Origin of the sequence: Enterobacter sp. E12 (genome assembly GCF_014596715.2) — a bacterium.
Taxonomy (GTDB): domain Bacteria; phylum Pseudomonadota; class Gammaproteobacteria; order Enterobacterales; family Enterobacteriaceae; genus Enterobacter; species Enterobacter bugandensis.
The window spans coordinates 4,632,563-4,659,399 of record NZ_CP115601.1 but is presented as its reverse complement, the minus strand read 5'-3'; the positions used below and the strand labels follow the sequence as shown (position 1 = coordinate 4,659,399).

General features: G+C 55.8%; 21 protein-coding genes and 4 tRNA genes. 21 read left to right on the top strand and 4 right to left on the bottom strand.

The window, feature by feature from the left end; genetic code table 11:
- The first annotated feature begins 13 nt into the window (after positions 1 to 13).
- Positions 14 to 1,864 (top strand): dihydroxy-acid dehydratase, encoded by a 1,851-nt coding sequence (gene ilvD / locus IB212_RS22305; protein WP_041911814.1) that lies wholly within the window; start codon positions 14 to 16, stop codon positions 1,862 to 1,864.
- 2 nt (positions 1,865 to 1,866) lie between these two features.
- On the top strand, positions 1,867 to 3,411 hold the full coding sequence (gene ilvA / locus IB212_RS22300) for a threonine ammonia-lyase, biosynthetic (RefSeq protein WP_155963384.1): 1,545 nt from the start codon (positions 1,867 to 1,869) through the stop codon (positions 3,409 to 3,411).
- Here the strand turns inward: ilvA and ilvY are convergent.
- Entirely contained in the window at positions 3,408 to 4,298 is an 891-nt protein-coding gene (gene ilvY, locus IB212_RS22295; protein ID WP_008501572.1) for an HTH-type transcriptional activator IlvY, read from the bottom strand. The genes ilvA and ilvY overlap by 4 nt on opposite strands.
- 152 nt (positions 4,299 to 4,450) lie before the next feature.
- Here ilvY and ilvC point away from each other — a divergent pair, with 152 nt between their 5' ends.
- Positions 4,451 to 5,926, top strand: a complete 1,476-nt coding sequence (ilvC, locus tag IB212_RS22290; RefSeq protein WP_021242831.1) for a ketol-acid reductoisomerase — start codon at positions 4,451 to 4,453, stop codon at positions 5,924 to 5,926.
- An 86-nt stretch (positions 5,927 to 6,012) separates the two neighbouring features.
- Here the strand turns inward: ilvC and ppiC are convergent, their stop codons facing one another.
- Positions 6,013 to 6,294 carry a peptidylprolyl isomerase PpiC gene (gene ppiC / locus IB212_RS22285; protein WP_004886861.1) on the bottom strand — a complete coding sequence of 94 codons (282 nt, stop codon included), beginning with the start codon at positions 6,292 to 6,294 and terminating at the stop codon, positions 6,013 to 6,015.
- Positions 6,295 to 6,379: 85 nt separating this feature from the next.
- Between ppiC and rep the strand changes: the two genes are divergently transcribed.
- Positions 6,380 to 8,404 (top strand): DNA helicase Rep, encoded by a 2,025-nt coding sequence (gene rep / locus IB212_RS22280; protein WP_028014817.1) that lies wholly within the window; start codon positions 6,380 to 6,382, stop codon positions 8,402 to 8,404.
- 51 nt (positions 8,405 to 8,455) lie between these two features.
- On the opposite strand, the gene gppA is transcribed toward rep, so the two are convergent.
- Together gppA and rhlB are read right to left on the bottom strand one after the other, a co-directional pair.
- Positions 8,456 to 9,940, bottom strand: coding sequence for a guanosine-5'-triphosphate,3'-diphosphate diphosphatase (gene gppA, locus IB212_RS22275; RefSeq protein ID WP_041911816.1), 1,485 nt, complete (start codon positions 9,938 to 9,940; stop codon positions 8,456 to 8,458).
- Between the two features lie 6 nt (positions 9,941 to 9,946).
- Positions 9,947 to 11,215, bottom strand: coding sequence for an ATP-dependent RNA helicase RhlB (gene rhlB, locus IB212_RS22270; protein ID WP_028014815.1), 1,269 nt, complete (start codon positions 11,213 to 11,215; stop codon positions 9,947 to 9,949).
- Positions 11,216 to 11,359: 144 nt separating this feature from the next.
- Here rhlB and trxA point away from each other — a divergent pair, with 144 nt between their 5' ends.
- The 17 genes from trxA to IB212_RS22185 all read left to right on the top strand — a co-directional run bounded on the left by trxA (position 11,360) and on the right by IB212_RS22185 (position 26,519).
- Complete coding sequence (gene trxA / locus IB212_RS22265) at positions 11,360 to 11,689, top strand: thioredoxin TrxA (RefSeq protein ID WP_006179218.1); 330 nt, start codon at positions 11,360 to 11,362, stop codon at positions 11,687 to 11,689.
- A 344-nt stretch (positions 11,690 to 12,033) separates the two neighbouring features.
- Complete coding sequence (rho, locus tag IB212_RS22260) at positions 12,034 to 13,293, top strand: transcription termination factor Rho (protein WP_008501566.1); 1,260 nt, start codon at positions 12,034 to 12,036, stop codon at positions 13,291 to 13,293.
- A 241-nt stretch (positions 13,294 to 13,534) separates the two neighbouring features.
- Entirely contained in the window at positions 13,535 to 14,638 is a 1,104-nt protein-coding gene (gene wecA, locus IB212_RS22255; protein ID WP_028014814.1) for a UDP-N-acetylglucosamine--undecaprenyl-phosphate N-acetylglucosaminephosphotransferase, read from the top strand.
- Between the two features lie 13 nt (positions 14,639 to 14,651).
- A complete protein-coding gene (wzzE, locus tag IB212_RS22250) occupies positions 14,652 to 15,698 on the top strand; it encodes an ECA polysaccharide chain length modulation protein (protein WP_028014813.1) in 1,047 nt (348 codons plus the stop codon).
- Between the two features lie 56 nt (positions 15,699 to 15,754).
- The gene (gene wecB, locus IB212_RS22245) at positions 15,755 to 16,885 is read left to right on the top strand and encodes a non-hydrolyzing UDP-N-acetylglucosamine 2-epimerase (protein WP_028014812.1); all 1,131 of its coding nucleotides are present in this window, start codon (positions 15,755 to 15,757) and stop codon (positions 16,883 to 16,885) included.
- Positions 16,882 to 18,144, top strand: a complete 1,263-nt coding sequence (gene wecC, locus IB212_RS22240) for a UDP-N-acetyl-D-mannosamine dehydrogenase (RefSeq protein WP_041911817.1) — start codon at positions 16,882 to 16,884, stop codon at positions 18,142 to 18,144. Before wecB ends, wecC begins: the two co-directional genes overlap by 4 nt.
- Positions 18,141 to 18,818: a dTDP-4-amino-4,6-dideoxy-D-galactose acyltransferase gene (rffC, locus tag IB212_RS22235; protein ID WP_041911818.1), complete on the top strand. Its 678-nt coding sequence runs from the start codon at positions 18,141 to 18,143 to the stop codon at positions 18,816 to 18,818. Before wecC ends, rffC begins: the two co-directional genes overlap by 4 nt.
- A gap of 4 nt (positions 18,819 to 18,822) precedes the next feature.
- Complete coding sequence (gene rffA / locus IB212_RS22230) at positions 18,823 to 19,953, top strand: dTDP-4-amino-4,6-dideoxygalactose transaminase (protein ID WP_041911819.1); 1,131 nt, start codon at positions 18,823 to 18,825, stop codon at positions 19,951 to 19,953.
- Position 19,954: 1 nt separating this feature from the next.
- On the top strand, positions 19,955 to 21,205 hold the full coding sequence (gene wzxE / locus IB212_RS22225; RefSeq protein WP_041911820.1) for a lipid III flippase WzxE: 1,251 nt from the start codon (positions 19,955 to 19,957) through the stop codon (positions 21,203 to 21,205).
- Positions 21,202 to 22,281 carry a TDP-N-acetylfucosamine:lipid II N-acetylfucosaminyltransferase gene (locus IB212_RS22220; RefSeq protein ID WP_041911821.1) on the top strand — a complete coding sequence of 360 codons (1,080 nt, stop codon included), beginning with the start codon at positions 21,202 to 21,204 and terminating at the stop codon, positions 22,279 to 22,281. The genes wzxE and IB212_RS22220 overlap by 4 nt, the downstream gene beginning before the upstream one ends.
- Complete coding sequence (gene wzyE / locus IB212_RS22215; protein WP_041911822.1) at positions 22,278 to 23,630, top strand: ECA oligosaccharide polymerase; 1,353 nt, start codon at positions 22,278 to 22,280, stop codon at positions 23,628 to 23,630. Before IB212_RS22220 ends, wzyE begins: the two co-directional genes overlap by 4 nt.
- Before the next feature lie 12 nt (positions 23,631 to 23,642).
- Complete coding sequence (gene wecG, locus IB212_RS22210; RefSeq protein WP_041911823.1) at positions 23,643 to 24,383, top strand: lipopolysaccharide N-acetylmannosaminouronosyltransferase; 741 nt, start codon at positions 23,643 to 23,645, stop codon at positions 24,381 to 24,383.
- A 197-nt stretch (positions 24,384 to 24,580) separates the two neighbouring features.
- Entirely contained in the window at positions 24,581 to 25,966 is a 1,386-nt protein-coding gene (gene thrP / locus IB212_RS22205) for a bifunctional threonine/serine APC transporter ThrP (protein WP_188246151.1), read from the top strand.
- 102 nt (positions 25,967 to 26,068) lie between these two features.
- Positions 26,069 to 26,145: transfer RNA gene (locus IB212_RS22200), tRNA-Arg, on the top strand.
- Positions 26,146 to 26,213: 68 nt separating this feature from the next.
- Positions 26,214 to 26,289: transfer RNA gene (locus IB212_RS22195), tRNA-His, on the top strand.
- A 21-nt stretch (positions 26,290 to 26,310) separates the two neighbouring features.
- Positions 26,311 to 26,396: transfer RNA gene (locus IB212_RS22190), tRNA-Leu, on the top strand.
- Positions 26,397 to 26,442: 46 nt separating this feature from the next.
- Positions 26,443 to 26,519: transfer RNA gene (locus tag IB212_RS22185), tRNA-Pro, on the top strand.
- The last annotated feature ends 318 nt before the right edge of the window (positions 26,520 to 26,837 follow it).

Sequence of the window (26,837 nt, the reverse complement as noted above, 5' to 3'; positions counted from 1 at the left end):
GAGTCAATAAAGCATGCCTAAGTATCGTTCAGCCACCACCACCCACGGCCGTAACATGGCGGGTGCCCGCGCATTGTGGCGCGCCACCGGAATGACCGACGCCGATTTCGGCAAGCCAATTATCGCCGTGGTGAACTCCTTCACCCAGTTTGTACCGGGCCACGTGCATCTGCGCGATCTCGGTAAGCTGGTTGCCGAGCAAATCGAAGCCTCTGGCGGCGTGGCGAAAGAGTTCAACACCATTGCGGTGGATGACGGTATCGCAATGGGCCACGGGGGAATGCTCTATTCACTGCCGTCGCGCGAGCTGATCGCCGACTCGGTGGAGTATATGGTCAACGCCCACTGCGCCGATGCGATGGTCTGTATCTCCAACTGCGACAAAATCACCCCGGGGATGCTGATGGCCTCCCTGCGCCTGAACATTCCGGTGATCTTCGTCTCCGGCGGTCCGATGGAGGCGGGTAAAACCAAGCTCTCCGACAAAATCATCAAGCTCGACCTGGTCGATGCGATGATCCAGGGCGCAGACCCGAAAGTCTCTGACGAACAGAGCGATCAGGTGGAACGCTCCGCGTGCCCGACCTGCGGCTCCTGTTCCGGCATGTTCACGGCCAACTCCATGAACTGCCTGACCGAAGCGCTGGGCCTTTCCCAGCCGGGCAACGGCTCGCTGCTGGCGACCCACGCCGACCGTAAGCAGCTGTTCCTCAACGCCGGTAAACGTATCGTTGAGCTGACCAAACGCTACTACGAGCAGGACGATGCCAGCGCGCTGCCGCGCAATATCGCCAGTAAAGCGGCGTTCGAAAACGCCATGACGCTGGATATCGCCATGGGCGGCTCCACTAACACCGTTCTGCACCTGCTGGCCGCCGCGCAGGAAGCCGAAATCGACTTCACCATGAGCGACATCGACAAGCTCTCCCGCAAAGTGCCGCAGCTGTGTAAAGTCGCGCCGAGTACCCAGAAGTACCACATGGAAGACGTGCACCGTGCGGGTGGCGTCATCGGTATCCTGGGCGAGCTGGATCGCGCCGGGTTGCTGAACCGCGACGTGAAAAACGTGCTTGGCCTGACGCTGCCGGAATCGCTGGATCAATACGACGTGATGCTGACCAAAGACGACGCGGTGAAAAAGATGTTCCGCGCCGGTCCGGCCGGTATTCGCACCACCCAGGCGTTCTCGCAGGATTGCCGCTGGGACACGCTGGATGACGACCGTGCTGAAGGCTGCATCCGCTCGCTGGCGCACGCCTACAGCAAAGACGGCGGTCTGGCGGTGCTGTACGGTAATTTTGCGGAAAATGGCTGCATCGTGAAAACCGCAGGCGTGGACGACAGTATCCTGAAATTCACCGGTCCGGCGAAAGTGTACGAAAGCCAGGACGAGGCGGTAGACGCCATCCTCGGCGGCAAAGTGGTGGAAGGCGACGTGGTTGTCATTCGCTACGAAGGGCCGAAAGGCGGCCCGGGCATGCAGGAGATGCTCTACCCGACCACCTTCCTGAAATCGATGGGCCTCGGTAAAGCCTGCGCGCTGATCACCGACGGGCGTTTCTCCGGCGGCACGTCTGGTCTCTCCATCGGCCACGTCTCCCCGGAAGCGGCAAGCGGCGGCAACATCGCGATCATCGAAGATGGCGATCTGATTGAAATCGACATTCCGAATCGCGGCATTCAGCTCAAGCTGAGCGACCAGGAGATTGCGGCCCGTCGTGAAGCGCAGGAAGCCCGCGGCGACAAAGCCTGGACGCCGAAAGATCGCCAGCGCGAAGTCTCCTTCGCCCTGCGCGCCTATGCGAGCCTTGCAACCAGTGCAGATAAAGGCGCGGTGCGCGATAAATCTAAACTTGGGGGCTAATGATGGCCGAGTCACAACCCTTATCCGCCGCCCCTGAGGGGGCGGAATACCTGAGAGCGGTGCTACGCGCGCCGGTCTATGAAGCTGTGCAGGTCACGCCCCTGCAAAAAATGGAAAAACTCTCCTCGCGCCTCGACAACGTCATTCTGGTGAAGCGCGAAGACCGCCAGCCGGTGCACAGCTTTAAGCTGCGCGGTGCCTACGCGATGATGGCCGGGCTGACGGATGAGCAGAAAGCGCGCGGCGTCATTACCGCGTCGGCGGGCAACCATGCGCAGGGCGTGGCGTTCTCGTCTGCTCGTTTGGGTCTGAAAGCGCTGATCGTGATGCCGGTTGCCACCGCGGATATCAAAGTCGACGCGGTGCGCGGTTTTGGCGGAGAAGTGCTGCTCCACGGCGCGAACTTTGACGAAGCCAAAGCCAAAGCGATTGAGCTGGCGCAGCAGCAGGGCTTTACCTGGGTGCCGCCGTTCGACCACCCGATGGTGATTGCCGGACAGGGCACGCTGGCGCTTGAGCTGTTGCAGCAGGATGCCCATCTCGACCGGGTCTTTGTCCCGGTGGGCGGCGGTGGTTTAGCCGCAGGCGTGGCGGTGCTGATTAAACAGCTGATGCCGCAGATCAAAGTCATCGCCGTTGAGGCGGAAGACTCTGCCTGCCTGAAGGCGGCGCTGGACGCCGGACATCCGGTCGACCTGCCGCGTGTCGGGCTGTTTGCCGAGGGCGTGGCGGTGAAGCGCATTGGCGATGAAACGTTCCGTCTGTGCCAGGAGTATCTGGACGATATCGTCACCGTCGACAGCGACGCCATCTGCGCGGCAATGAAAGATCTATTCGAAGATGTACGTGCGGTGGCGGAGCCGTCCGGCGCGCTGGCGCTGGCGGGGATGAAAAAATACATCGCCCAGCACAACATTCGCGGCGAACGTCTGGCGCACGTGCTCTCTGGTGCGAACGTGAACTTCCACGGCCTGCGCTACGTTTCCGAGCGCTGCGAGCTGGGCGAACAGCGTGAAGCGCTGCTGGCGGTGACCATCCCGGAAGAGAAGGGCAGCTTCTTCAAGTTCTGCCAGCTGCTGGGCGGTCGTTCGGTAACGGAGTTCAACTACCGCTTTGCCGATGCGAAAGATGCCTGCATTTTTGTCGGCGTGCGTCTGAGCCGTGGCGTGGAGGAGCGTAAAGAGATCCTCAGCCTGCTGCATGAAGGCGGCTACAGCGTGGTCGATCTGTCCGACGATGAAATGGCTAAGCTGCATGTGCGTTACATGGTTGGCGGTCGTCCCTCAAAGCCGCTCCAGGAACGCCTGTTCAGCTTCGAGTTTCCGGAATCGCCGGGCGCGTTGCTCAAGTTCCTGCACACGCTCGGCACGCACTGGAACATCTCTCTGTTCCACTACCGTAGCCACGGCACCGACTACGGGCGCGTGCTGGCGGCGTTCGAACTGGGCGAGCACGAGCCGGATTTCGAAACGCGCCTGAACGAGCTGGGCTATGAGTGCCACGACGAAACCCATAACCCGGCGTTCAGGTTCTTTCTGGCTGGCTAGTGGTTCGGCAATATCGTCCAGAACGCATCAATAAGCGGCTCATGCAGCCGCTTTTTTTGTGCGCACACGCCAAGTTCAAAAGGCGTCTTCTCGTCGCTGCGCTCCAGAATCATCACGCGGTTGCGCACCGGTTCCGGGCTGTTTTCCAGCACCACTTCCGGCAGCAGCGCCACGCCGCAGCCGAGCGCCACCATCGACACCATCGCCTCATGACCGCTAACGGTGGCGTAAATCGATGGATTGCTGATTTTCTGACGGCGGAACCACAGCTCGATGCGGCGGCGCACCGGCCCCTGATCGGCCATGATAAACGGCACCGTCGACCAGTCCGGTTTTTCTACCGATACCTGATTACGCACCGGGCAGGGCAGCGCCGGGGCAATCAGCACCACCGCCAGATTCTCCAGCATCGAGAACGCCACCGCGCCCGGCAGGGTTTCGGGTTTTCCGGCAATGGCCAGATCCGCTTCGCCGGTCACCACTTTTTCCATTGCGTCGGCGGCGTCGCCGGTGGTGAGCTTAATTTCAACCGACGGATGCGCCGCGCGGAAGCGGTCAAGGATGGGGGGCAGATGGCTGTAGGCGGCGGTTACGGAGCAAAAAATATGCAGCTCACCGGAGAGTGATGGCCCCTGCTGATCGATTGAGTGCCGCAGCTGCTGGTACTGCAATAGCGTCTGCTGGGCAAAAATGCGCAGCTCTTCGCCCGCTTCCGTGAGGGTAACGGTACGGTTATCGCGCACGAAAAGCGGCTGGCCGAGGTCTTCCTCAAGGCGCTGGATCTGGCGCGAAAGTGTGGACGGGCTGACGTGCATCGCCCGGGCGCTGCGGCCAAAGTGACGGCTTTCCGCCAGGTGCAGGAACATTTTTAGATCGCGTAAATCCACCGATTCCACTCCCTCTTTTTACATTGCAAAAATTGCAATGTGACGTTGTGAATATATCAATTTCCGCAATAAATTTCCTGTTGTAATGTGGGTACATTCTCGCTGAAACGCGAACCGAACAATAAGACACACAACATCACGAGGTATCACCCATGGCTAACTACTTTAATACACTGAACTTGCGCCAGCAGCTGGCGCAGCTGGGCAAATGCCGCTTCATGGCGCGCGATGAATTTGCCGATGGCGCAAGCTACCTTCAGGGTAAAAAAGTGGTCATCGTCGGCTGTGGCGCACAGGGCCTGAACCAGGGCCTGAACATGCGTGACTCCGGTCTGGATATCTCTTACGCCCTGCGTAAAGAAGCGATTGCCGAAAAGCGCGCTTCATGGCGTAAAGCGACAGAAAACGGCTTCAAAGTGGGTACCTATGAAGAGCTGATCCCGCAGGCGGACCTGGTCGTTAACCTGACGCCAGACAAGCAGCACTCTGACGTGGTGCGTTCCGTACAGCCGCTGATGAAAGACGGCGCCGCGCTGGGTTACTCCCACGGCTTCAACATCGTTGAAGTGGGCGAGCAGATCCGTAAAGACATCACCGTAGTGATGGTGGCGCCGAAGTGCCCGGGTACCGAAGTGCGTGAAGAGTACAAGCGTGGCTTCGGCGTGCCGACGCTTATCGCAGTTCACCCGGAAAACGATCCGAAAGGCGAAGGCATGGCGATTGCCAAAGCCTGGGCTGCTGCGACCGGCGGTCACCGCGCTGGCGTGCTGGAATCTTCCTTCGTTGCGGAAGTGAAATCTGACCTGATGGGCGAGCAGACCATTCTGTGTGGCATGCTGCAGGCGGGTTCTCTGCTTTGCTTCGACAAGCTGGTGGAAGAAGGTACCGACCCGGCATACGCAGAAAAACTGATTCAGTTCGGCTGGGAAACCATCACCGAAGCGCTGAAGCAGGGCGGTATTACGCTGATGATGGACCGTCTGTCCAACCCGGCAAAACTGCGTGCTTACGCCCTGTCTGAACAGCTGAAAACCATTATGGCGCCGCTTTTCCAGAAACATATGGACGACATCATCTCCGGCGAATTCTCTTCCGGCATGATGGCGGACTGGGCCAACGACGACAAGAAACTGCTGACCTGGCGTGAAGAGACCGGTAAAACCGCGTTCGAAACCGCGCCGCAGTATGAAGGTAAAATCGGCGAGCAGGAGTACTTCGATAAAGGCGTACTGATGATTGCGATGGTGAAAGCAGGCGTTGAGCTGGCGTTCGAAACCATGGTGGATTCCGGCATCATCGAAGAGTCGGCGTACTACGAATCTCTGCACGAGCTGCCGCTGATCGCGAACACCATCGCCCGTAAGCGTCTGTACGAAATGAACGTGGTTATCTCTGATACCGCAGAATACGGTAACTATCTGTTCTCTTACGCCTGCGTACCGCTGCTGAAAGAGTTCATGACCACACTGCAGACGGGCGATCTGGGCAAAGCGATTGCGGAAGGTGCGGTAGACAACGCGCAGCTGCGCGACGTAAACGAAGCGATTCGCAGCCACCAGATCGAGAAAGTGGGCCACAAACTGCGCGGCTACATGACCGATATGAAACGTATTGCTGTAGCAGGTTAACAACCTTGTCGGGTGGCGCTTCGCTTACCCGACCTACAAAAACGTAAGATGTAGGCCGGGTAAGGCGCAGCCGCCACCCGGCTTTTTTATTTGCGATACAGCACTTTAATAATGTGATAACCGAACTGAGTATGCAGCGGACCGGTTGGCTCCAGCACCGGGCAGGAGAAGACCACTTTATCGAACGCCGGAACCATTTGACCCTGACGGAATTCGCCTAAATCGCCGCCACGCTTGCCTGACGGACAAATAGAGTGCTTCTTCGCCAGTTTGCCGAAGTCGGCGCCGTTTTTGATCTGCTCCAGAAGATCCAGAGCCAGTTTCTCTTCTTTAACAAGAATATGCAGTGCTGCTGCTGTTTTTGCCATGATCGTGCCTTGAGTGGTATGGATTAGGCTCGCTATACTACCACGCTGTTATTCTCCCCTCCTGACTTTCATTGAGCGATCATTTATGCGTTTAAATCCCGGACAACAACAAGCCGTCGAATTTGTAACCGGACCGTGTCTGGTGCTGGCGGGCGCAGGATCCGGTAAAACGCGCGTCATCACCAATAAGATTGCGCACCTGATCCGCGGCTGCGGCTATCAGGCCCGCCACATTGCGGCGGTTACCTTTACCAACAAAGCGGCGCGCGAGATGAAAGAGCGTGTCGGCCAGACGCTGGGGCGCAAAGAGGCGCGCGGGCTGATGATCTCTACCTTCCACACGCTGGGGCTGGATATCATTAAACGTGAATACGCCGCGTTGGGGATGAAATCCAACTTTTCGCTGTTCGATGACACCGACCAGGTGGCGTTACTCAAAGAGCTCACCGAGGGGCTGATTGAGGATGATAAGGTGCTGTTGCAGCAGCTGATCTCAACGATCTCGAACTGGAAAAACGATCTGATGACCCCGGCCCAGGCTGCGGCGATCGCTAAAGGCGAACGGGATCGGATCTTTGCCCACTGCTATGGTCTGTACGACGCGCACATGAAAGCGTGCAACGTGCTGGACTTCGACGATCTGATCCTCTTGCCGACGCTGCTTTTACAGCGAAATGAAGAGGTGCGCGAGCGCTGGCAGAATAAAATCCGCTACCTGCTGGTGGATGAGTATCAGGACACCAACACCAGCCAGTACGAGCTGGTGAAGCTGCTGGTGGGGCAGCGCGCGCGCTTCACCGTGGTTGGCGATGATGACCAGTCAATTTACTCCTGGCGCGGCGCACGCCCGCAAAACCTGGTGCTTCTGAGCAAAGATTTCCCCGCGCTGCAGGTGATTAAGCTGGAGCAGAACTACCGTTCCTCCGGGCGCATCCTGAAGGCGGCAAACATCCTGATTGCCAATAACCCGCACGTTTTTGAAAAGCGTCTCTTCTCCGAACTTGGCTACGGTACGGAGCTGAAGGTGCTCAGCGCCAATAATGAAGAGCATGAGGCGGAGCGCGTGACGGGCGAACTGATCGCCCACCACTTCGTCAATAAAACCGAATACAAGGATTACGCGATCCTCTATCGCGGCAATCACCAGTCGCGCGTCTTTGAAAAGATGCTGATGCAGAACCGCATTCCGTACAAAATTTCCGGCGGCACTTCGTTCTTCTCGCGGCCAGAAATTAAAGATCTGCTGGCCTATCTGCGCGTGCTCACGAACCCGGATGACGACAGCGCGTTTCTGCGCATCGTGAATACACCAAAGCGCGAGATTGGTCCGGCGACGCTGCAAAAGCTGGGCGAATGGGCGATGACCCGCAATAAGAGCCTGTTTACCGCCAGCTTTGATATGGGGCTGAGCCAGACGCTGACGGGGCGCGGGTATGATAATTTAACCCGCTTCACTCACTGGCTGGGTGAAGTGCAGCGCCTGGCTGAGCGCGAGCCCGTGGCGGCGGTACGCGATCTGATCCACGGCATTGACTACGAATCCTGGCTGTACGAAACCTCTGCCAGCCCGAAAGCGGCAGAAATGCGTATGAAAAACGTTAACCAGCTTTTTAGCTGGATGACCGAAATGCTGGAAGGCTCTGAGATAGATGAGCCGATGACGTTAACGCAGGTGGTCACCCGCTTTACCCTGCGCGACATGATGGAGCGCGGCGAGAGCGAAGAAGAGGCCGACCAGGTTCAGCTGATGACGCTGCATGCGTCAAAAGGGCTGGAGTTCCCGTATGTGTATCTGGTCGGTATGGAAGAAGGATTATTGCCGCACCAGAGCAGCATTGATGAAGATAATGTCGACGAGGAGCGCCGTCTGGCCTACGTGGGGATCACCCGCGCGCAAAAGGAGCTGACGTTCACGCTCTGTAAAGAGCGCCGTCAGTACGGTGAACTCGTGCGCCCGGAACCCAGCCGTTTCCTGCTGGAACTGCCGCAGGACGATCTGATCTGGGAACAGGAGCGCAAAGTGATTACCGCGGAAGAGCGGATGCACAAAGGGCAGGCTAACGTGGCGAACATTCGCGCCATGCTGGCAAAAGCCAAAGAGAAGGGATAATGATGAGTAGGCCGGGTAAGGCGAAGCCGCCACCCGGCAGTGTTCAGCGTATTACTTCACCTCAAGCACCCAGTGCACATAGCTCTGCCACTGGCACTCCTGATCGATCATCTCTGCCCCAAGCGGGTGATTCTCAATCCAGTTTTCCGGCAGCGTCAGCGTCAGCTTCTCATCATCGGCTAGCAGATTAATGGCGGGTAACAAATCATCGCGGCGGCGGCTGGCAAACAGAATTGCCAGACGCAGCAGGCGACACAGATGCTCGGCCACGCGCGGCGGTACGGCATTTTGCTGATGCAAAGAGGAGAGATCGACGGCGTTGGTCTGGTTCAGCAGTAGCGTTGCCAGCAGCTTTTTCTGTGCGGGCGTGTAGCCCGGCAAATCCAGGTTGCGCACCAGATACGCTGCGTGAGCAGGTGCCTGCTTAAAATCTATGCTGAGCCCCACCTCGTGCAGCGCACAGGCGCTCAGCAATAAATCGCGGCTCAGATGATCAAGATCCCAGGCGTTAGCGACCTGGTCGGCAAAGCGTGATGCCAGCTGTGATACGCGGCCAGCCTGATCGATATCAACCAGAAATCGACGCTGGACGTTGCGCAGCGTACGGTTGCGGATGTCCTGATCCACCGACAGATGCAGCATTCCATAGACCAGACCTTCGCGCAGCGCGCCGCCGGCCAGGGTCATACACTGGATATTTAGTTCGGTGAATATGGCGATCAGAATGGCCAGCCCGCTTGGGAAAACCAGGGCACGTTCCAGCGTCAGGCCTTCAATTTCCAGCTCTTCCAGACGTCCGCACTGAATGGCACGCTGTTTAAGCTGCTGAAGTTTGGCAAGCGTGATCCGCTCGTCCATGCCCTGCGCCATCATGATTTCCTGCAGGGCCTGCACGGTACCCGAAGCCCCGACGCAGACTTTCCAGCCGTGATAGCGCAGTTCGTCCATTACCGGGCGTAGTACTGCGCGCGCGGCGTTTTCCGCCTCGTCGAAGTTCTCTTTACCCAGATTCCGGTCAGTAAAGTAACGTTCAAGCCAGGTTACGCAGCCCATCGACAGGCTGAACAGCGACGTCGCCTGCGCGCCGGTGCCGGTTACCAGTTCGGTACTCGCTCCGCCGATATCCACCACCAGACGGCGATCGTCACCCCCGGTGGTGTGGGCAACGCCCTGGTAGATCAGGCGTGCTTCTTCTTCACCGCTGATAACCTGAACCGGACACCCCAGAATTTCCTGCGCTTTGGCAATAAAATCTACGGCGTTAACTGCCAGTCTGAGCGTCGCTGTGGCGACGACGGTGATTTGAGCATGCGGGATATCCTGCAGGCGCTCAGCAAAGAGCCGCAGGCATTGCCAGCCACGTTCCATGGCTTCAGGCGAGAGGTAATTATCACTGCTCAGGCCCGCCGCGAGGCGGACCTTGCGCTTAATGCGCGTCAGCGTTTGTATGCTTCCCGCCACCTCACGCACAACCAGCATATGAAAACTATTCGAACCGAGATCAATTGCCGCATAGAGCGAGGTGGAGCTGAGCATAATGTATTAACCTGAACGACGACGATTACGCGGTGCGCCGCCTGAACGACGCGGACCATTGCCGGAGCGCGGGCGGGATAGACGCTTAGGCGGCGGCAGTTCGCTTAACAGCGCTTCCGGATTGTATTTACTCTGCGGAATAGAGTGACCGATGTAGGTCTCAATGGCTGGAAGATTCAGCGCATACTCTTCACACGCAAGGCTAATCGAGTGACCGCTTGCGCCCGCACGACCGGTACGACCGATACGGTGTACGTAGTCTTCGCAGTCGTCTGGCAGATCGTAGTTAAAGACGTGCGTCACGGCCGGAATGTGTAAACCACGTGCCGCCACATCGGTTGCGACCAGAATATCAAGATCGCCACGGGTGAACTCGTCGAGGATACGAAGGCGTTTTTTCTGCGCCACGTCGCCGGTCAACAGGCCAACACGGTGACCGTCGGCAGCCAGATGGCCCCAGATGTCTTCACAGCGGTGTTTAGTGTTCGCGAAGATAATGGCGCGATCGGGCCACTCTTCTTCGATCAACGTTTGCAGCAGACGCATTTTCTCTTCATTGGAAGGATAGAAGAGCTCTTCTTTAATGCGGTGGCCCGTTTTCTGCTCCGGCTCCACTTCCACATACTCGGCGTTGTTCATCTGCTCGAACGCCAGCTCGCGTACGCGATAAGAAAGGGTGGCAGAGAACAGCATGTTCAGGCGCTGATTTGCCGGCGGCATGCGGCGGAACAGCCAGCGGATATCTTTAATGAAGCCCAGATCGTACATACGATCAGCTTCATCAAGCACCACAACCTGGATGGCGCCGAGGTTGATATGGTTCTGTTTGGCGTAGTCGATAAGACGGCCGGTGGTCCCAATCAGGATATCCACGCCGCTTTCCAGCACTTTCAGCTGCTTATCGTAGCCGTCCCCGCCATAGGCCAGGCCAAGCTTCAGACCAGTAGCCTGTGCCAGGGGTTCAGCGTCTGCATGGATCTGTACCGCCAGTTCTCGCGTCGGGGCCATAATTAGCGCGCGCGGCTGGTTAACTTTGCGGTCTGCAATCGCTGGGTGAGAAAGTAAATAATGGAACGTTGACGTTAAAAACGCCATCGTTTTGCCGGTACCGGTTTGCGCCTGCCCTGCAACATCGCGACCGGCCAGCGTCAGCGGCAGGGCGAGAGCCTGAATGGGCGTGCAGTTATGAAACCCTTTTGTTTCAAGGGCTTCGATCACTTTTGGGTGCAGGGCGAAGTCGGAAAACTTCTGTTCTGTTAAATGTGTTTTGCTCATAGTGTGGTAGAATATCAGCTTACTATTGCTTTACGAAAGCGTATCCGGTGAAATAAAGTCAACCTTTAGTTGGTTAATGCGACATCAACACGTCGTTGGTGGAGACAAAACCAACGTACCAGGCTTATTCCTGTGGAGTTATATATGAGCGATAAAATTATTCACCTGACTGACGACAGTTTTGACACGGACGTACTTAAGGCTGACGGGCTGATCCTCGTCGATTTCTGGGCTGAATGGTGTGGTCCTTGCAAAATGATCGCCCCGATTCTGGATGAGATCGCTGACGAATATCAGGGCAAACTGACGGTTGCCAAGCTGAACATCGACCAGAACCCGGGCACCGCACCGAAATACGGTATCCGTGGCATCCCGACCCTTCTGCTGTTCAAAAACGGCGAAGTGGCGGCGACCAAAGTGGGCGCGCTGTCCAAAGGTCAGCTGAAAGAGTTCCTGGACGCTAACCTGGCGTAAGGTTTCTCCGCTGTGCGTCCAGAGCCCCCGGCTAAATGATGTGGAACTCTGGACGCCCGGCTGAAGTCGTGCTAAGTTAGCTATGACTTCGTTTTAAACATATCTATTGTTTGAATCTTGTTTTACCCGATACTTCCCTTTGTTGACATGAACAATGCGTGAAGTGGCTAAATTCCGGGCTTGTCACTCAATCCGTCTTGTCGTTTCAGTTCTGCGTTTTTTCCCTGTGACCAGACAGCGAACAGACATGAGGTGATGGCCGCTAAACAGGCATGGATGACCCTGCCATACCATTCACAACATTAAGTTCGAGAATCACTCCGAGTTTAAGAACCCACACCATTATGAATCTTACCGAATTAAAGAATACGCCGGTTTCTGAGCTGATCACTCTCGGCGAAAATATGGGACTGGAAAACCAGGCTCGTATGCGCAAGCAGGACATCATTTTCGCCATCCTGAAGCAGCACGCTAAGAGTGGCGAAGATATCTTTGGCGACGGTGTGCTGGAGATATTGCAAGACGGATTTGGTTTCCTCCGCTCTGCAGACAGCTCCTACCTCGCCGGCCCTGACGACATCTACGTATCCCCCAGCCAAATCCGCCGTTTCAACCTCCGCACTGGTGACACCATTTCAGGTAAGATTCGTCCTCCTAAAGAGGGTGAACGCTACTTTGCGCTGTTGAAAGTCAATGAAGTTAACTTCGATAAACCAGAAAACTCGCGTAACAAGATCCTCTTTGAGAACTTAACGCCTCTGCACGCGAACTCTCGCCTGCGCATGGAGCGTGGTAACGGTTCTACCGAAGACTTAACCGCGCGCGTCCTGGATCTGGCATCGCCAATCGGTCGCGGCCAGCGTGGTCTGATTGTGGCCCCGCCAAAAGCGGGTAAAACCATGCTGCTGCAGAACATCGCGCAGAGCATTGCCTACAACCACCCAGACTGCGTGCTGATGGTGCTGCTGATTGACGAACGTCCGGAAGAAGTGACCGAGATGCAGCGTCTGGTTAAAGGTGAAGTGGTTGCTTCTACCTTCGACGAGCCAGCATCTCGCCACGTTCAGGTTGCGGAAATGGTTATCGAGAAGGCGAAACGCCTGGTTGAGCACAAGAAAGACGTGATCATCCTGCTTGACTCCATCACCCGTCTGGCGCGTGCCTACAACACCGTGGTGCCAGCTTCCGGTAAAGTGTTGACCGGTGGTGTGGACGCTAACGCCCTGCACCGTCCAAAACGCTTCTTCGGTGCGGCACGTAACGTGGAAGAGGGCGGCAGCCTGACCATCATCGCAACGGCGCTGATCGATACCGGCTCCAAAATGGACGAGGTTATCTACGAAGAGTTTAAAGGTACAGGTAACATGGAACTGCACCTCTCTCGTAAAATCGCAGAAAAACGCGTCTTCCCGGCTATCGATTACAACCGTTCCGGTACGCGTAAGGAAGAGCTGCTCACCACGCAGGAAGAGCTGCAGAAAATGTGGATCCTGCGCAAAATCATCCATCCAATGGGTGAAATTGACGCGATGGAGTTCCTCATTAACAAACTGGCGATGACCAAAACCAACGACGATTTCTTCGACATGATGAAGCGCTCGTAACGTAAATAAAGCCAGCGAACGCCACGTTTTTACGTGGCGTTTTTCTTTTATGGACTATACGCTAGTATCGCCTACTCCCAATTTTGACCGGTCAGTGCGACAATAAGATAATTCGCACAGTAAAAACATTAATAGCTTGAATAATAAACAAATGGAATTGTAAGAGGTTTGCTTTATAACTTCAGGCGCGGCCCCTTGATGGTTATACTTCCTTGACTAACATTTGTTGAGAACATCCATTGTGAACCTACTTGATACGTTTACTGAACTAACCAGTATTTTCTTGTTTACCACCTGCTTTTTGTTTCTGGCACGTAAGGTTGCAAAATATCTGGGCTTAGTGGATAAACCCAACTTCCGTAAACGTCATCAAGGCATGATCCCTCTGGTCGGTGGCATCTCTGTTTTTGCGGGGATCTGCTTCACTTTTGCTATTGCAGATTACTATATTCCGCATGCCAGGCTTTATCTCATATGCTCAACAGTTCTTGTTGTGATTGGTGCGCTAGACGATAGATACGACATCAGCGTCAAAATCCGTGCTTTCGTTCAGGCAGCTGTCGCTATTGCAATGATGGTGTTTGCTAAGTTGCACCTGAGTAGCCTGGGCTATATTTTCGGGGCCTGGGAGATGGAACTCGGCCCATTCGGCTATTTCCTGACACTTTTTGCCGTGTGGGTGGCGATTAACGCGTTCAACATGGTTGACGGTATTGATGGTTTGCTTGGTGGCCTGTCCTGCGTCTCATTTGCCGCCATTGGTTTCATTTTATGGTTCGATGGGCAATATAGCCTTGCTATGTGGTGTTTCGCCATGATTGCTGCCATCCTGCCTTATATCCTGTTAAATCTCGGCGCATTGGGCCGACGCTATAAAGTCTTCATGGGCGATGCGGGTAGCACGCTTATCGGCTTTACTGTCATTTGGATCTTGCTGGAAACCACTCAGGGCGATGTGCATCCCATCAGCCCGGTAACGGCGCTATGGATTATTGCCATCCCCTTAATGGATATGGTTGCGATTATGTATCGCCGCCTGCGTAAAGGAATGAGTCCATTCTCTGCTGACCGTCAGCACATTCATCATTTGATCATGCGAGCCGGATTCACTTCCCGGCAGGCATTTGTGCTTATTACGCTGGCGGCTGCTATTCTAGCGGGGATTGGCGTGACGGCGGAATATACGCACTTTGTGCCTGAGTGGGCCATGTTGGTATTGTTCTTGCTAGCATTTTCTCTCTACGGCTACTGCATTAAGCGCGCATGGAAGGTGGCGCGATTCATTAAACGTATTAAGCGCAGGATGCGACGTAACAGTAGCAAAAACACAACATTAACTAAGTAAAACCGGGACTATGATGACTCAACCGTTGGCGGGAGCGAAATCAGTGGTAACAGAGAATGAACTGGACATTCGGGGTTTGTTTCGCGTGTTATGGGCAGGCAAACTTTGGATTGTGGGGATCGCGCTGGGGTTTGCACTGTTAGCGCTAGCCTACACGTTCTTTGCAAAACAGGAGTGGAGCGCCACGGCAATCACGGACAGACCCACGGTTAACATGCTCGGAGGGTACTACTCCCAGCAGCAGTTCCTGCGAAACCTGGATATTAAAGCCAGCCTTGCCACCCCGGACCAGGCTTCCGTTATGGATGAGGCCTACAAAGAGTTTGTGATGCAGCTGGCCTCGTGGGATACGCGCCGCGATTTCTGGTCCCAGACAGATTACTTCAAGCAGCGTCGGGTTGATAACACCAAAGCCGATGCCGCGCTGCTGGACGATCTGATTAACAATATTCAGTTCATGCCAGGCGACGTGCTGCGTAACGTCAACGACAGCGTCAAGCTGATTGCCGAAACCGCCCCGGATGCAAACAACCTGTTGCGCCAGTACGTCGCGTTTGCCAGCCAGCGTGCCGCCAGCCATCTGAATGAAGAGCTTAAAGGCGCCTGGGCAGCGCGCACTATCCAGATGAAGGCGCAGGTCAAACGTCAGGAAGAGGTGGCAAACGCCATTTTTGCGCGCCGCGTGCATAACATTCAGCAGGCGCTGAAAATTGCGGAACAGCACAACATTTCCCGCACTGAGACGGATGTTCCGGCTGATGAATTGCCTGATTCTGAAATGTTCCTTCTTGGTCGTCCTATGCTGCAGGCGCGTCTGGAAAACCTGCAGGCCGTTGGGCCTGATTTTGATCTCGACTACGATCAAAACCGCGCGATGCTTAACACGCTTAATGTCGGTCCATCGCTGGATCCGCGTTTTCAGACCTATCGTTATTTGAGAACGCCTGAAGAACCTGTAAAACGCGACAGTCCGCGCCGCGCATTCCTGATGATCATGTGGGGGATTGTGGGTGCACTCGTTGGTGCTGGCGTGGCGTTAACGCGTCGTCGTACAAACTAAGAACGCCGTTTACGATGAAGGCTGCGGCCTTCATCGCCTAATCGAAGAGAATCGATGTGAAAGTACTTACCGTATTTGGCACCAGGCCGGAGGCCATTAAGATGGCGCCTCTGGTTCATGCGCTGGCCAGCGATCCTGATATTGAAGCGAAGGTCTGCGTCACGGCCCAGCACCGTGAGATGCTCGATCAGGTCCTAACCCTCTTTTCCATCGTCCCGGATTACGACCTTAATATTATGAAGCCGGGACAGGGATTGACGGAAATAACCTGCCGCATTCTGCAGGATCTCAAGCCGATCCTGGAGTCATTCAAGCCCGACGTCGTGCTGGTGCACGGGGATACCACGACGACGATGGCAACAAGCCTGGCCGCGTTTTACCAGCGTATTCCCGTCGGCCATGTTGAAGCGGGTCTGCGCACCGGCAATCTTTATTCTCCGTGGCCGGAAGAGGCCAACCGTACGCTTACCGGGCATCTGGCGATGTACCATTTTGCGCCAACCGAGAACTCTCGCCAGAACCTGCTGCGTGAAAATGTCGCCGATAACAACATCTTTGTTACCGGCAATACGGTCATTGACGCGTTGATTTGGGTACGCGATCGCGTGCTGGCAAACAGCGATCTGCAGAAAGAACTCGCTGCCCGCTATCCTTTCCTGAATAACGGCAAAAAAACCATTCTGGTCACTGGCCACCGTCGCGAAAGCTTTGGTCGGGGCTTTGAGCAAATCTGTCACGCGCTGGCTGAAATCGCCGCGCAGAACGACGATGTGCAAATTGTCTATCCGGTACACCTTAACCCTAACGTCAGCGAGCCGGTCAACCGCATCCTGGGCCACGTCGAAAACGTCCTGCTGATTGAACCGCAGGACTACATGCCATTTGTCTGGCTGATGAACCACGCCTGGCTGATCCTCACCGATTCCGGTGGGATTCAGGAAGAAGCGCCCTCTCTTGGCAAGCCGGTGCTGGTGATGCGTGAAACCACTGAACGTCCGGAAGCGGTTAAAGCCGGGACAGTGCGTCTTGTCGGCACCAACGCACAGCTCATCGTCGAAGAGGTCACGCGGCTGCTACACGACGATGAAGCGTATCAGGCGATGAGCCGGGCCCACAATCCCTACGGAGATGGGCAGGCTTGTGGCCGTATTTTGCAAGCACTTAAACACAATCGGGTATCGCTATGAGTTTTACTACCATCTCTGTCATTGGTCTTGGCTACATTGGCCTGCCTACTGCGGCGGCATTCGCCTCCCGTCAAAAGCAGGTTGTTGGTGTGGATATCAACGCACGTGCGGTAGAAACCATTAATCGTGGCGAAATTCATATTGTGGAGCCCGATCTTGACCGCGTGGTGAAAGAGGCGGTTGATGGCGGCTTCCTGCGCGCCAGCACGACGCCAGTGGAAGCGGATGCCTACCTGATTGCCGTTCCAACGCCCTTTAAAGGCGACCACGAGCCCGATATGGTCTACGTCGAGGCGGCGGCAAAATCTATTGCCCCCGTGCTGAAGAAAGGGGCGCTGGTAATTCTGGAGTCGACTTCTCCCGTCGGCGCTACCGAGCAGATGGCGCAGTGGCTGGCCGATGCGCGTCCTGATTTACGCTTCCCACAGCAGGCCGGTGAGCAGGCGGATATCAACATCGCCTACTGCCCGGAGCGCGTGCTGCCGGGGCAGGTGATGGTCGAACTGATTAAAAACGACCGGGTGATAGGCGGCATGACGCCGGTCTGTTCTGAACGCGCCAGCGCGCTGTACAAGATTTTCCTGGAAGGCGAATGCGTGGTAACCAACTCCCGCACCGCCGAGATGTGCAAGCTGACGGAAAACAGCTTCCGTGACGTTAACATCGCCTTCGCAAACGAACTGTCGCTGATCTGTGCCGATCAGGGGATTAACGTCTGGGAGTTAATCCGCCTGGCGAATCGCCATCCGCGCGTCAACATTCTCCAGCCTGGCCCAGGGGTGGGCGGTCACTGTATCGCCGTCGATCCGTGGTTTATCGTGGCGCAGAACCCGGCGCAGGCGCGCCTGATTCGCACCGCGCGTGAAGTGAACGATAGCAAACCTCACTGGGTGCTCAACCAGGTTAAAGCGACGGTAGCGGATTGTCTGGCAGAGAGCGGCAAGCGCGCCAGCGAGCTGAAAATTGCCTGCTTTGGTCTGGCATTTAAACCCAATATTGACGATCTGCGCGAAAGCCCGGCGATGGAAATTGCTGAGATGATTGCCGAATGGCATAAGGGCGAAACGCTGGTGGTCGAGCCAAATATTCATGAACTGCCGGCAAAAATGGCGGGGCACTGCACGCTGACGACGCTCAATGACGCGCTGGCGACGGCGGACCTGCTGGTGCTGCTGGTGGACCATAAAGAGTTTAAAGCGACGTCCGGTGATGCAGTGCGTCAGCAGTATGTGGTTGATACGAAAGGCGTCTGGCGTTGAGTGCACTCCACGGCGTGCTGGAATCCCTTGAGTGGGAAAGCGCATTTTTTGCCCGCCCCTCGGCGATAGTCCGCTGGCGCGAGAATGCGCCCGCCCTGCAGGAAGTGGACTTCAGCGCCTGGCAGCGCGTACAGGCTAAGATCCCGGCGGACCGTGCCGACCTGCTTGATGCGCTCCAGCAACACGGTTTTCAGCTGGTTGAAGGCGAGGTAGACCTTGCCATCACCCTCACCCGGCACGATGCGTCCGGCGCGGAAATTGCAACGGAACAGGACATTCCTGTGCTGCGCCAGATGGCGGCCCGGGCGTTTGCGCAGAGCCGCTTTCGCATGCCCTGGTATGCGCCTGACGATAGCGGACGTTTCTATGCCCAGTGGGTAGAGAATGCGGTCAAAGGTACCTTTGACCACGTCTGCCTGATTTTCCGTGCAGCGAACGGTCAGATCCAGGGATTTGTCTCGCTGCGAAAGCTTAACGAGCGCGAGGCGCGTATTGGCTTATTAGCCGGGCGCGGCATGGGGGAGAAACTCATGCAGGCGGCGCTGCACTGGGCGCAGCTGCAGCAGGTTGAGACGCTGCGGGTGGCGACCCAGGTGGGCAACACCGCCGCGCTTAAACGTTATATTGCGAGTGGTGCCAACATCGACGCCACCGCCTACTGGTTATACAGGTGACAAGATGATTCCATTTAACGCACCACCCGTCGTGGGAACGGAGCTCGACTATATGCAGTCTGCTATGGGCAGCGGCAAACTCTGCGGTGACGGCGGTTTTACCCGTCGCTGTCAGCAGTGGATGGAGCAGCGTTTTCGCAGTGCTAAAGTGCTGCTGACCCCGTCCTGCACGGCATCGCTGGAAATGGCGGCCCTGCTGCTGGATATCCAGCCCGGTGATGAAGTGATCATGCCGAGCTATACCTTCGTCTCTACCGCGAATGCATTTGTCCTGCGCGGAGCGAAAATCGTCTTTGTGGATATCCGCCCGGACACCATGAACATTGATGAGACGCTGATTGAAGCGGCGATCACCGACAAAACGCGTGCGATTGTGCCGGTTCACTACGCGGGCGTGGCCTGTGAAATGGACACCATCATGGCAATCGCCAAAAAGCACAACCTGTTTGTGGTAGAAGATGCCGCGCAGGGCGTAATGTCCACCTACAAGGGGCGCGCGCTGGGCACTATCGGCCACATCGGCTGCTTCAGCTTCCACGAAACGAAAAACTACACTGCCGGCGGTGAGGGCGGTGCGACGCTGATTAACGATCGTGCCCTGGTTGAGCGTGCGGAAGTGATCCGTGAAAAAGGCACCAACCGCAGCCAATTCTTCCGCGGTCAGGTTGATAAGTACACCTGGCGCGATATCGGCTCAAGCTATCTGATGGCCGACCTGCAGGCAGCGTACCTGTGGGCACAGCTGGAAGCGGCAGAGCGAATTAATCTCCAGCGCCTGTCCCTGTGGCAAACCTATTACGATGCGCTTGAGCCGCTGGCAAAAGCCGGTCGCATTGAGCTGCCAACCATTCCGGCCGATTGTGTCCACAACGCCCACATGTTTTACATCAAGCTGCGCGATAACGACGATCGCAGCCAGCTCATCGCCTGGCTGAAAGAAGCCGAAATTATGGCGGTCTTTCACTATATTCCGCTGCACTCCAGCCCAGCGGGCGAAGCGTTTGGGATGTTCGCAGGTGAAGACCGTTACACCACGAAAGAAAGTGAGCGTTTGCTTCGCCTGCCACTGTTCTTCAACCTCGCGCCAGTTAACCAGCGTACGGTGATCAATACCCTTCTGAGCTATTTCGGCTGATATGTCTCTGGCAAAAGCATCGGTGTGGACCGCCGCGTCCACGCTTGTAAAAATTGGTGCCGGACTGCTGGTCGTCAAGCTGCTGGCCGTCTCATTCGGCCCCTCAGGCGTCGGGCTGGCGGGCAACTTCCGCCAGCTTGTTACCGTCCTTGGGGTGCTGGCCGGTGCCGGAATCTTCAACGGCGTGACCAAATACGTTGCTCAGTATCATGACGATGCGGCCCAGCTTCGCAGGGTAGTGGGCACCGCGTCGGCAATGGTCACGGGCTTTTCGACCCTGCTGGCGATTGTGTTCCTGCTGGCCGCGGCGCCCATTAGCCAGGGATTGTTCGGGCACACCCATTATCAGGGGCTGGTGCGTCTGGTCGCGCTGGTCCAGATGGGCATTGCCTGGGCTAACCTGCTGCTGGCGCTGATGAAAGGTTTTCGCGATGCTGCCGGGAACGCGCTTGCGCTCATCCTGGGTAGCGTCATCGGCGTGATTGCCTATTATTTCTGCTACCGCCTGGGCGGCTATGAAGGCGCACTGCTTGGGCTGGCGCTGGTTCCGGCACTGGTTGTTGTGCCTGCGGCGTTCATGCTGATGCGCCAGGGCGTTATCCCTCTGAGCTACCTGAAACCGCAATGGGACAAGGTGCTTGCCAGCCAGCTGGGTAAGTTTACCCTGATGGCGCTCATTACTTCCGTCACGCTGCCGGTGGCCTACGTGATGATGCGAAACCTGCTGGCGGCGCATTACAGCTGGGATGAGGTGGGGATCTGGCAGGGCGTAAGCAGTATTTCCGATGCTTACCTCCAGTTTATAACGGCTTCCTTTAGCGTTTATTTGCTGCCAACCTTATCGCGTCTGACGTCCAGGCAGGATATTACCCGCGAAATTTTCCGCTCCCTGCGTTTTGTATTACCCGCAGTGGCGGCGGCCAGTTTGACCGTCTGGTTATTGCGTGATGTCGCCATCTGGCTGCTGTTCTCGGCGAAGTTTACCGCCATGCGCGATCTTTTTGCCTGGCAACTGGTGGGTGATGTGCTGAAAGTGGGTGCTTACGTTTTCGGCTATCTGGTGATTGCGAAAGCCTCGCTGCGGCTGTATATCCTCGCGGAGGTTAGCCAGTTTGCATTGCTGACAGCATTTTCACACTGGCTGATACCCGCGCACGGTGCGCTGGGGGCGGCTCAGGCCTACATGACAACCTATATCGTTTATTTCGCTGCCTGCTGCGGCGTATTTTTATTGTGGCGTAAACGCGCATGACTGCACTGATTCACATCCTGGGATCGGATATCCCACACCATAACCAGACCGTTTTGCGGTTCTTCAACGACGAGCTGGCATCGGGCAATCCTGATGCGCGCGAGTTTATGGTTGCAGGTCAGGATAATGGCCTGAGCGCGGCGTTTCCGGCGCTGACAATCACCTTCTGGCCGGATAAAGCTACCCTGGCGAAGGCGGTTATTGCCAAAGCCAAAGCGGATCGTGAGCAACGTTTCTTTTTCCACGGGCAGTTCAATACCGGCCTGTGGCTGGCTCTGCTCAGCGGGGGAATCAAACCCTCCCAGTGCAGCTGGCATATCTGGGGAGCCGATCTCTACGAAGTCTCGCGCGGCTGGAAATTCCGTCTTTTCTATCCGCTGCGTCGCATGGCGCAGGGAAGGGTGGGCCGCGTTTTTGCCACCCGTGGCGATCTGAATTATTTTGCGAAGCAGCACCCTAATGTGCGCGGTGAGCTACTCTATTTCCCAACCCGTATGGATCCGGCGCTGAACACCATGGCGAATGACGCGGTTCGCGAAGGCAAGCTGACGGTGCTGGTGGGGAATTCCGGCGACCGCAGTAACGAACATGTCGCCGCGCTCCGGGCGGTACACCAGCAGTTTGGCGATACGGTGAACGTGGTGGTGCCGATGGGTTATCCGGCCAACAACGACGCCTACATTGATGAGGTTCGCCAGCAGGGGCTTGCGTTATTCAGCGAAGAAAATCTGCACATTCTCAGCGAAAAGCTGGAGTTTGATGACTATCTTGCGCTGCTGCGAAAATGCGATCTCGGCTATTTCATCTTTGCTCGCCAGCAGGGGATTGGTACGCTGTGCCTGCTGATTCAGGCGGGTGTACCGTGCGTGCTTAATCGTGAAAACCCGTTCTGGCAGGATATGGCCGAGCAGCATATTCCGGTGTTGTTCACCTCAGACGCGCTGAATGTCGAAGTGGTACGTGAAGCACAACGCCAGCTCACGCTGGTGGATAAAAATAGCATCGACTTTTTCAGCCCGAATTACCTCACGCCGTGGCACCGCGCGCTGCGTATCGCTTCAGGAGACAACGCATGAGTCAGTTGCAGTTTAGCGGCTTACTGGTTGTCTGGCTTCTGAGCACGCTATTTATCGCCACGCTCACCTGGTTTGAGTTCCGCCGGGTGCGCTTCAACTTTAACGTATTCTTCTCGTTGCTGTTTCTGCTGACCTTCTTCTTCGGCTTCCCGCTGACCAGCATTCTGGTCTTCCGTTTTGACGTGAGCGTCGCGCCGCCGGAAATTCTTCTCCAGGCCCTGCTGGCGGCGACCTGCTTCTATGGTGTTTACTACGTCACCTATAAAACGCGTCTGCGACCAGCGCAGGCCGCTGCCCCGCGTCGGGCGCTCTTTACCATGAACCGGGTGGAGACCCATCTGACGTGGGTGATGCTCATGACGATCGCCCTGGTCAGCGTCGGCATCTTCTTCATGCATAACGGCTTCCTGCTGTTTAAGCTCCACTCCTACAGCCAGATTTTTTCGGCTGAAGTCTCAGGCGTGGCGCTTAAGCGATTCTTCTATTTCTTCATCCCGGCGATGCTGGTGATCTTCTTCCTTCGCCAGGACAGCAAGGCATGGCTGTTCTTCCTGATCAGTACGGTTGCGTTCGGTATCCTGACCTACATGATCGTGGGCGGTACGCGTGCCAACATTATCATCGCTTTCGCTATCTTCCTCTTCATCGGCATCATCCGCGGCTGGATCTCGCTGTGGATGCTGGTTGCGGCAGGGGTATTTGGCATTGTGGGGATGTTCTGGCTGGCGCTGAAGCGCTACGGGATGAACGTGGCGGGCGACGAGGCGTTTTACACGTTCCTCTACCTGACGCGCGACACCTTCTCGCCGTGGGAAAACCTGGCATTGTTGCTGCAAAACTACGACAAGATTGATTTCCAGGGGCTGGCGCCGATTGTGCGCGATTTCTACGTCTTTATCCCGAGCTGGCTCTGGCCGGACCGCCCTGGCGTAGTACTCAATACCGCGAACTATTTTACCTGGGAAGTGCTGAACAACCATTCGGGCCTGGCGATCTCGCCAACCTTGATTGGTTCCCTGGTGGTGATGGGGGGAGGCTGGTTTATCCTGCCGGGCGCGTTTGTCGTAGGGTTGATTATTAAGTGGTTTGACTGGCTTTACGTGCGTGGTAACGAAGAGACCAACCGCTATAAAGCGGCCATTTTGCACAGTTTCTGCTTTGGTGCCATTTTCAATATGATCGTTCTGGCGCGCGAGGGGCTGGACTCGTTCGTTTCGCGCGTGGTGTTCTTCATGGTCGTTTTTGGCATCTGCCTGTTACTGGCCAAACTGTTGTACTGGCTGTTCGACAGCGCAGGGCTTGTGCACAAGCGCGAGCCACAGGGCAGCACAACGCTGTCGCAAGTCTGAGTAGGGAAAGTAATGACTGATAAAACTTCTGCACCGCGCTATGCGCTTCGTGGTTTGCAGCTGATTGGCTGGCGCGACATGCAGCACGCGCTGGATTTTCTGTTCGCCGACGGGCAGATGAAATCCGGTACGCTGGTCGCTATCAATGCGGAAAAGATGCTGGCGGTGGAAGATAACGCCGAAGTCAAAAGCCTGATAGAAGCGGCTGAATTTAAATACGCGGACGGTATCAGCGTGGTCCGCTCTATCCGTAAAAAATATCCTGACGCTAATGTATCTCGCGTGGCGGGTGCCGATCTCTGGGAGCAGCTTATGGCCCGCGCTGGTGCGGAGGGTACGCCGGTGTTCCTGATTGGCGGTAAGCCTGAGGTGCTGGCCGAGACCGAAGAGAAACTGCGTCGTCAATGGAATGTTAATATTGTTGGCAGCCAGAATGGTTACTTCAAGCCTGAAGACCAGCAGGCTTTGTTTGCCCGCGTGCGCGACAGCGGGGCAAAAATCGTCACCGTGGCGATGGGGTCCCCGCGCCAGGAGATCCTGATGCGCGACTGCCGCCTGGTCAGCCCGGATGCGCTTTATATGGGCGTCGGCGGCACCTACGATGTCTTTACCGGCCACGTGAAGCGCGCGCCGAAGATTTGGCAAAATATGGGGCTGGAGTGGCTCTACCGCCTGCTCTCCCAACCCACCCGCATTAAACGACAGATTCGACTGCTTCGCTACCTCACCTGGCACTATACCGGTAAAATGTAATCAAAATGTAGCGCGATATGCTGTTCGCGCTGCAACTCACCTGCAAAACTGCTGATAATTTGTGCAATGCATTCATTTTTTTAATGCATCGTTTGCCATTTGGCCGATTTTAAGAAACCATTCGCACCGTATTTTAGTACCCCTAAAAAACAATAACCGGTATTAAGCCGGGAAACAGCAAACACAATCGAGGATCTATGGCAGAGAAACAACCGGAGCTACAGCGTGGGCTGGAAGCTCGTCACATCGAACTGATAGCGCTGGGCGGCACTATCGGCGTTGGCCTGTTTATGGGCTCCGCAAGCACCCTCAAATGGGCAGGCCCTTCCGTATTACTGGCGTATATCATCGCCGGGCTGTTTGTTTTCTTCATCATGCGCTCAATGGGCGAAATGCTCTTTCTGGAGCCGGTGACCGGTTCCTTCGCCGTTTACGCACACCGTTATATGAGCCCGTTCTTCGGCTACCTGACGGCCTGGTCATACTGGTTTATGTGGATGGCGGTGGGCATCTCTGAAATCACCGCCATAGGGGTTTACGTACAGTTCTGGTTCCCGGACATGGTCCAGTGGATACCGGCACTCATTGCCGTGGGGCTGGTGGCGCTGGCAAACCTGGCCGCCGTGCGCCTTTACGGTGAAATCGAGTTCTGGTTTGCGATGATCAAAGTAACCACCATCATCGTGATGATTGTTATTGGCCTGGGCGTTATTTTCTATGGTTTTGGCAACGGCGGACACGCCATCGGCTTTGGCAACCTGACTGAACACGGCGGCTTCTTCGCCGGCGGCTGGAAGGGCTTCCTGACGGCGCTGTGTATTGTTGTGGCCTCGTATCAGGGCGTGGAGCTGATCGGGATTACCGCCGGGGAAGCGAAAAACCCGCAGGTTACGCTGCGTAGCGCGGTGGGCAAAGTGCTGTGGCGCATCCTGATTTTCTACGTGGGCGCAATCTTCGTTATTGTGACCATCTTCCCGTGGAACGAAATCGGCACGACGGGGAGCCCGTTCGTATTAACCTTTGCGAAGATTGGGATTACAACAGCAGCGGGTATCATCAACTTTGTGGTCCTGACGGCAGCGCTTTCAGGCTGTAACAGCGGGATGTACAGCTGTGGCCGTATGCTCTACGCGCTCTCGAAAAATAACCAGCTGCCTGCGGCAATGAGTAAAGTCTCACGTGCTGGCGTGCCGGTAGCGGGCGTCGCGGTCTCCATTGTCATCCTGCTGATTGGCTCCTGCCTGAATTACATCATCCCTAATCCGCAGCGCGTGTTTGTTTATGTCTACAGCGCCAGCGTGCTGCCGGGCATGGTGCCGTGGTTTGTTATCCTCATCAGCCAGCTGCGTTTCCGCCATGCGCATAAAAAAGCGATCGCCAGCCATCCGTTCCGCTCGATCCTTTTCCCGTATGCGAACTATTTGACGATGGCGTTCCTGATTTGCGTATTAATTGGAATGTACTTTAATGAAGATACCCGCATGTCGCTGTTTGTCGGGCTGATCTTCCTGGCGGCAGTGACGGCCGCGTATAAGCTTTTTGGCCTGGGTCGCCGTGCCACCACGCAGAAAGTGGAGGAATAAGCGGCAAAATGTGCAAACCATAACCAAACGCGCATTTTTTTCAAAAAAGCACTAGACAGCGGGGACGGAGGTACGTAATATCCAGCCCCGCAACGGCGCTAAGCGCCCGTAGCTCAGCTGGATAGAGCGCTGCCCTCCGGAGGCAGAGGTCTCAGGTTCGAATCCTGTCGGGCGCGCCATTTTAGTTCCCGGCGCTAGAGCTGCGGTGGTCTGAGAAGTAGTCAGTACCGCGTGAAAGAATACAGTGGTGGCTATAGCTCAGTTGGTAGAGCCCTGGATTGTGATTCCAGTTGTCGTGGGTTCGAATCCCATTAGCCACCCCATTATTGAAAGAGTTGTGAATTGCGAAGGTGGCGGAATTGGTAGACGCGCTAGCTTCAGGTGTTAGTGTCCTTAGGATGTGGGGGTTCGAGTCCCCCCCCTCGCACCACGACTTTTTAAATGAATTGAACTAAAAATTCAAAAAAGCAGTACATCGGCGAGTAGCGCAGCTTGGTAGCGCAACTGGTTTGGGACCAGTGGGTCGGAGGTTCGAATCCTCTCTCGCCGACCAATTTTGAACCCCGCTTCGGCGGGGTTTTTTGTTTTCTGTAAGTTTTCTCCCCTGTCGTTATCTCCAGAAAGCACCCTTTATCATTGTCGCGATTCAGTGACATGCAAGTCATTGAAAATAAGATAAATAATTATTTGTGGGATTTACTGTCTCTTCCTGGCGACATATTTCTGCTTTTGCCGATACGCTATGAAGCTTCAGATGCGACTTAACAGCATAATTTCCTTTTATCTTAAAATGTTGCGCCATGTAAAAGTTCTGCGTGTAAATCTGGCACGTAACGTGCAATAATATACGCGTAGATGCTCATTCCATCTC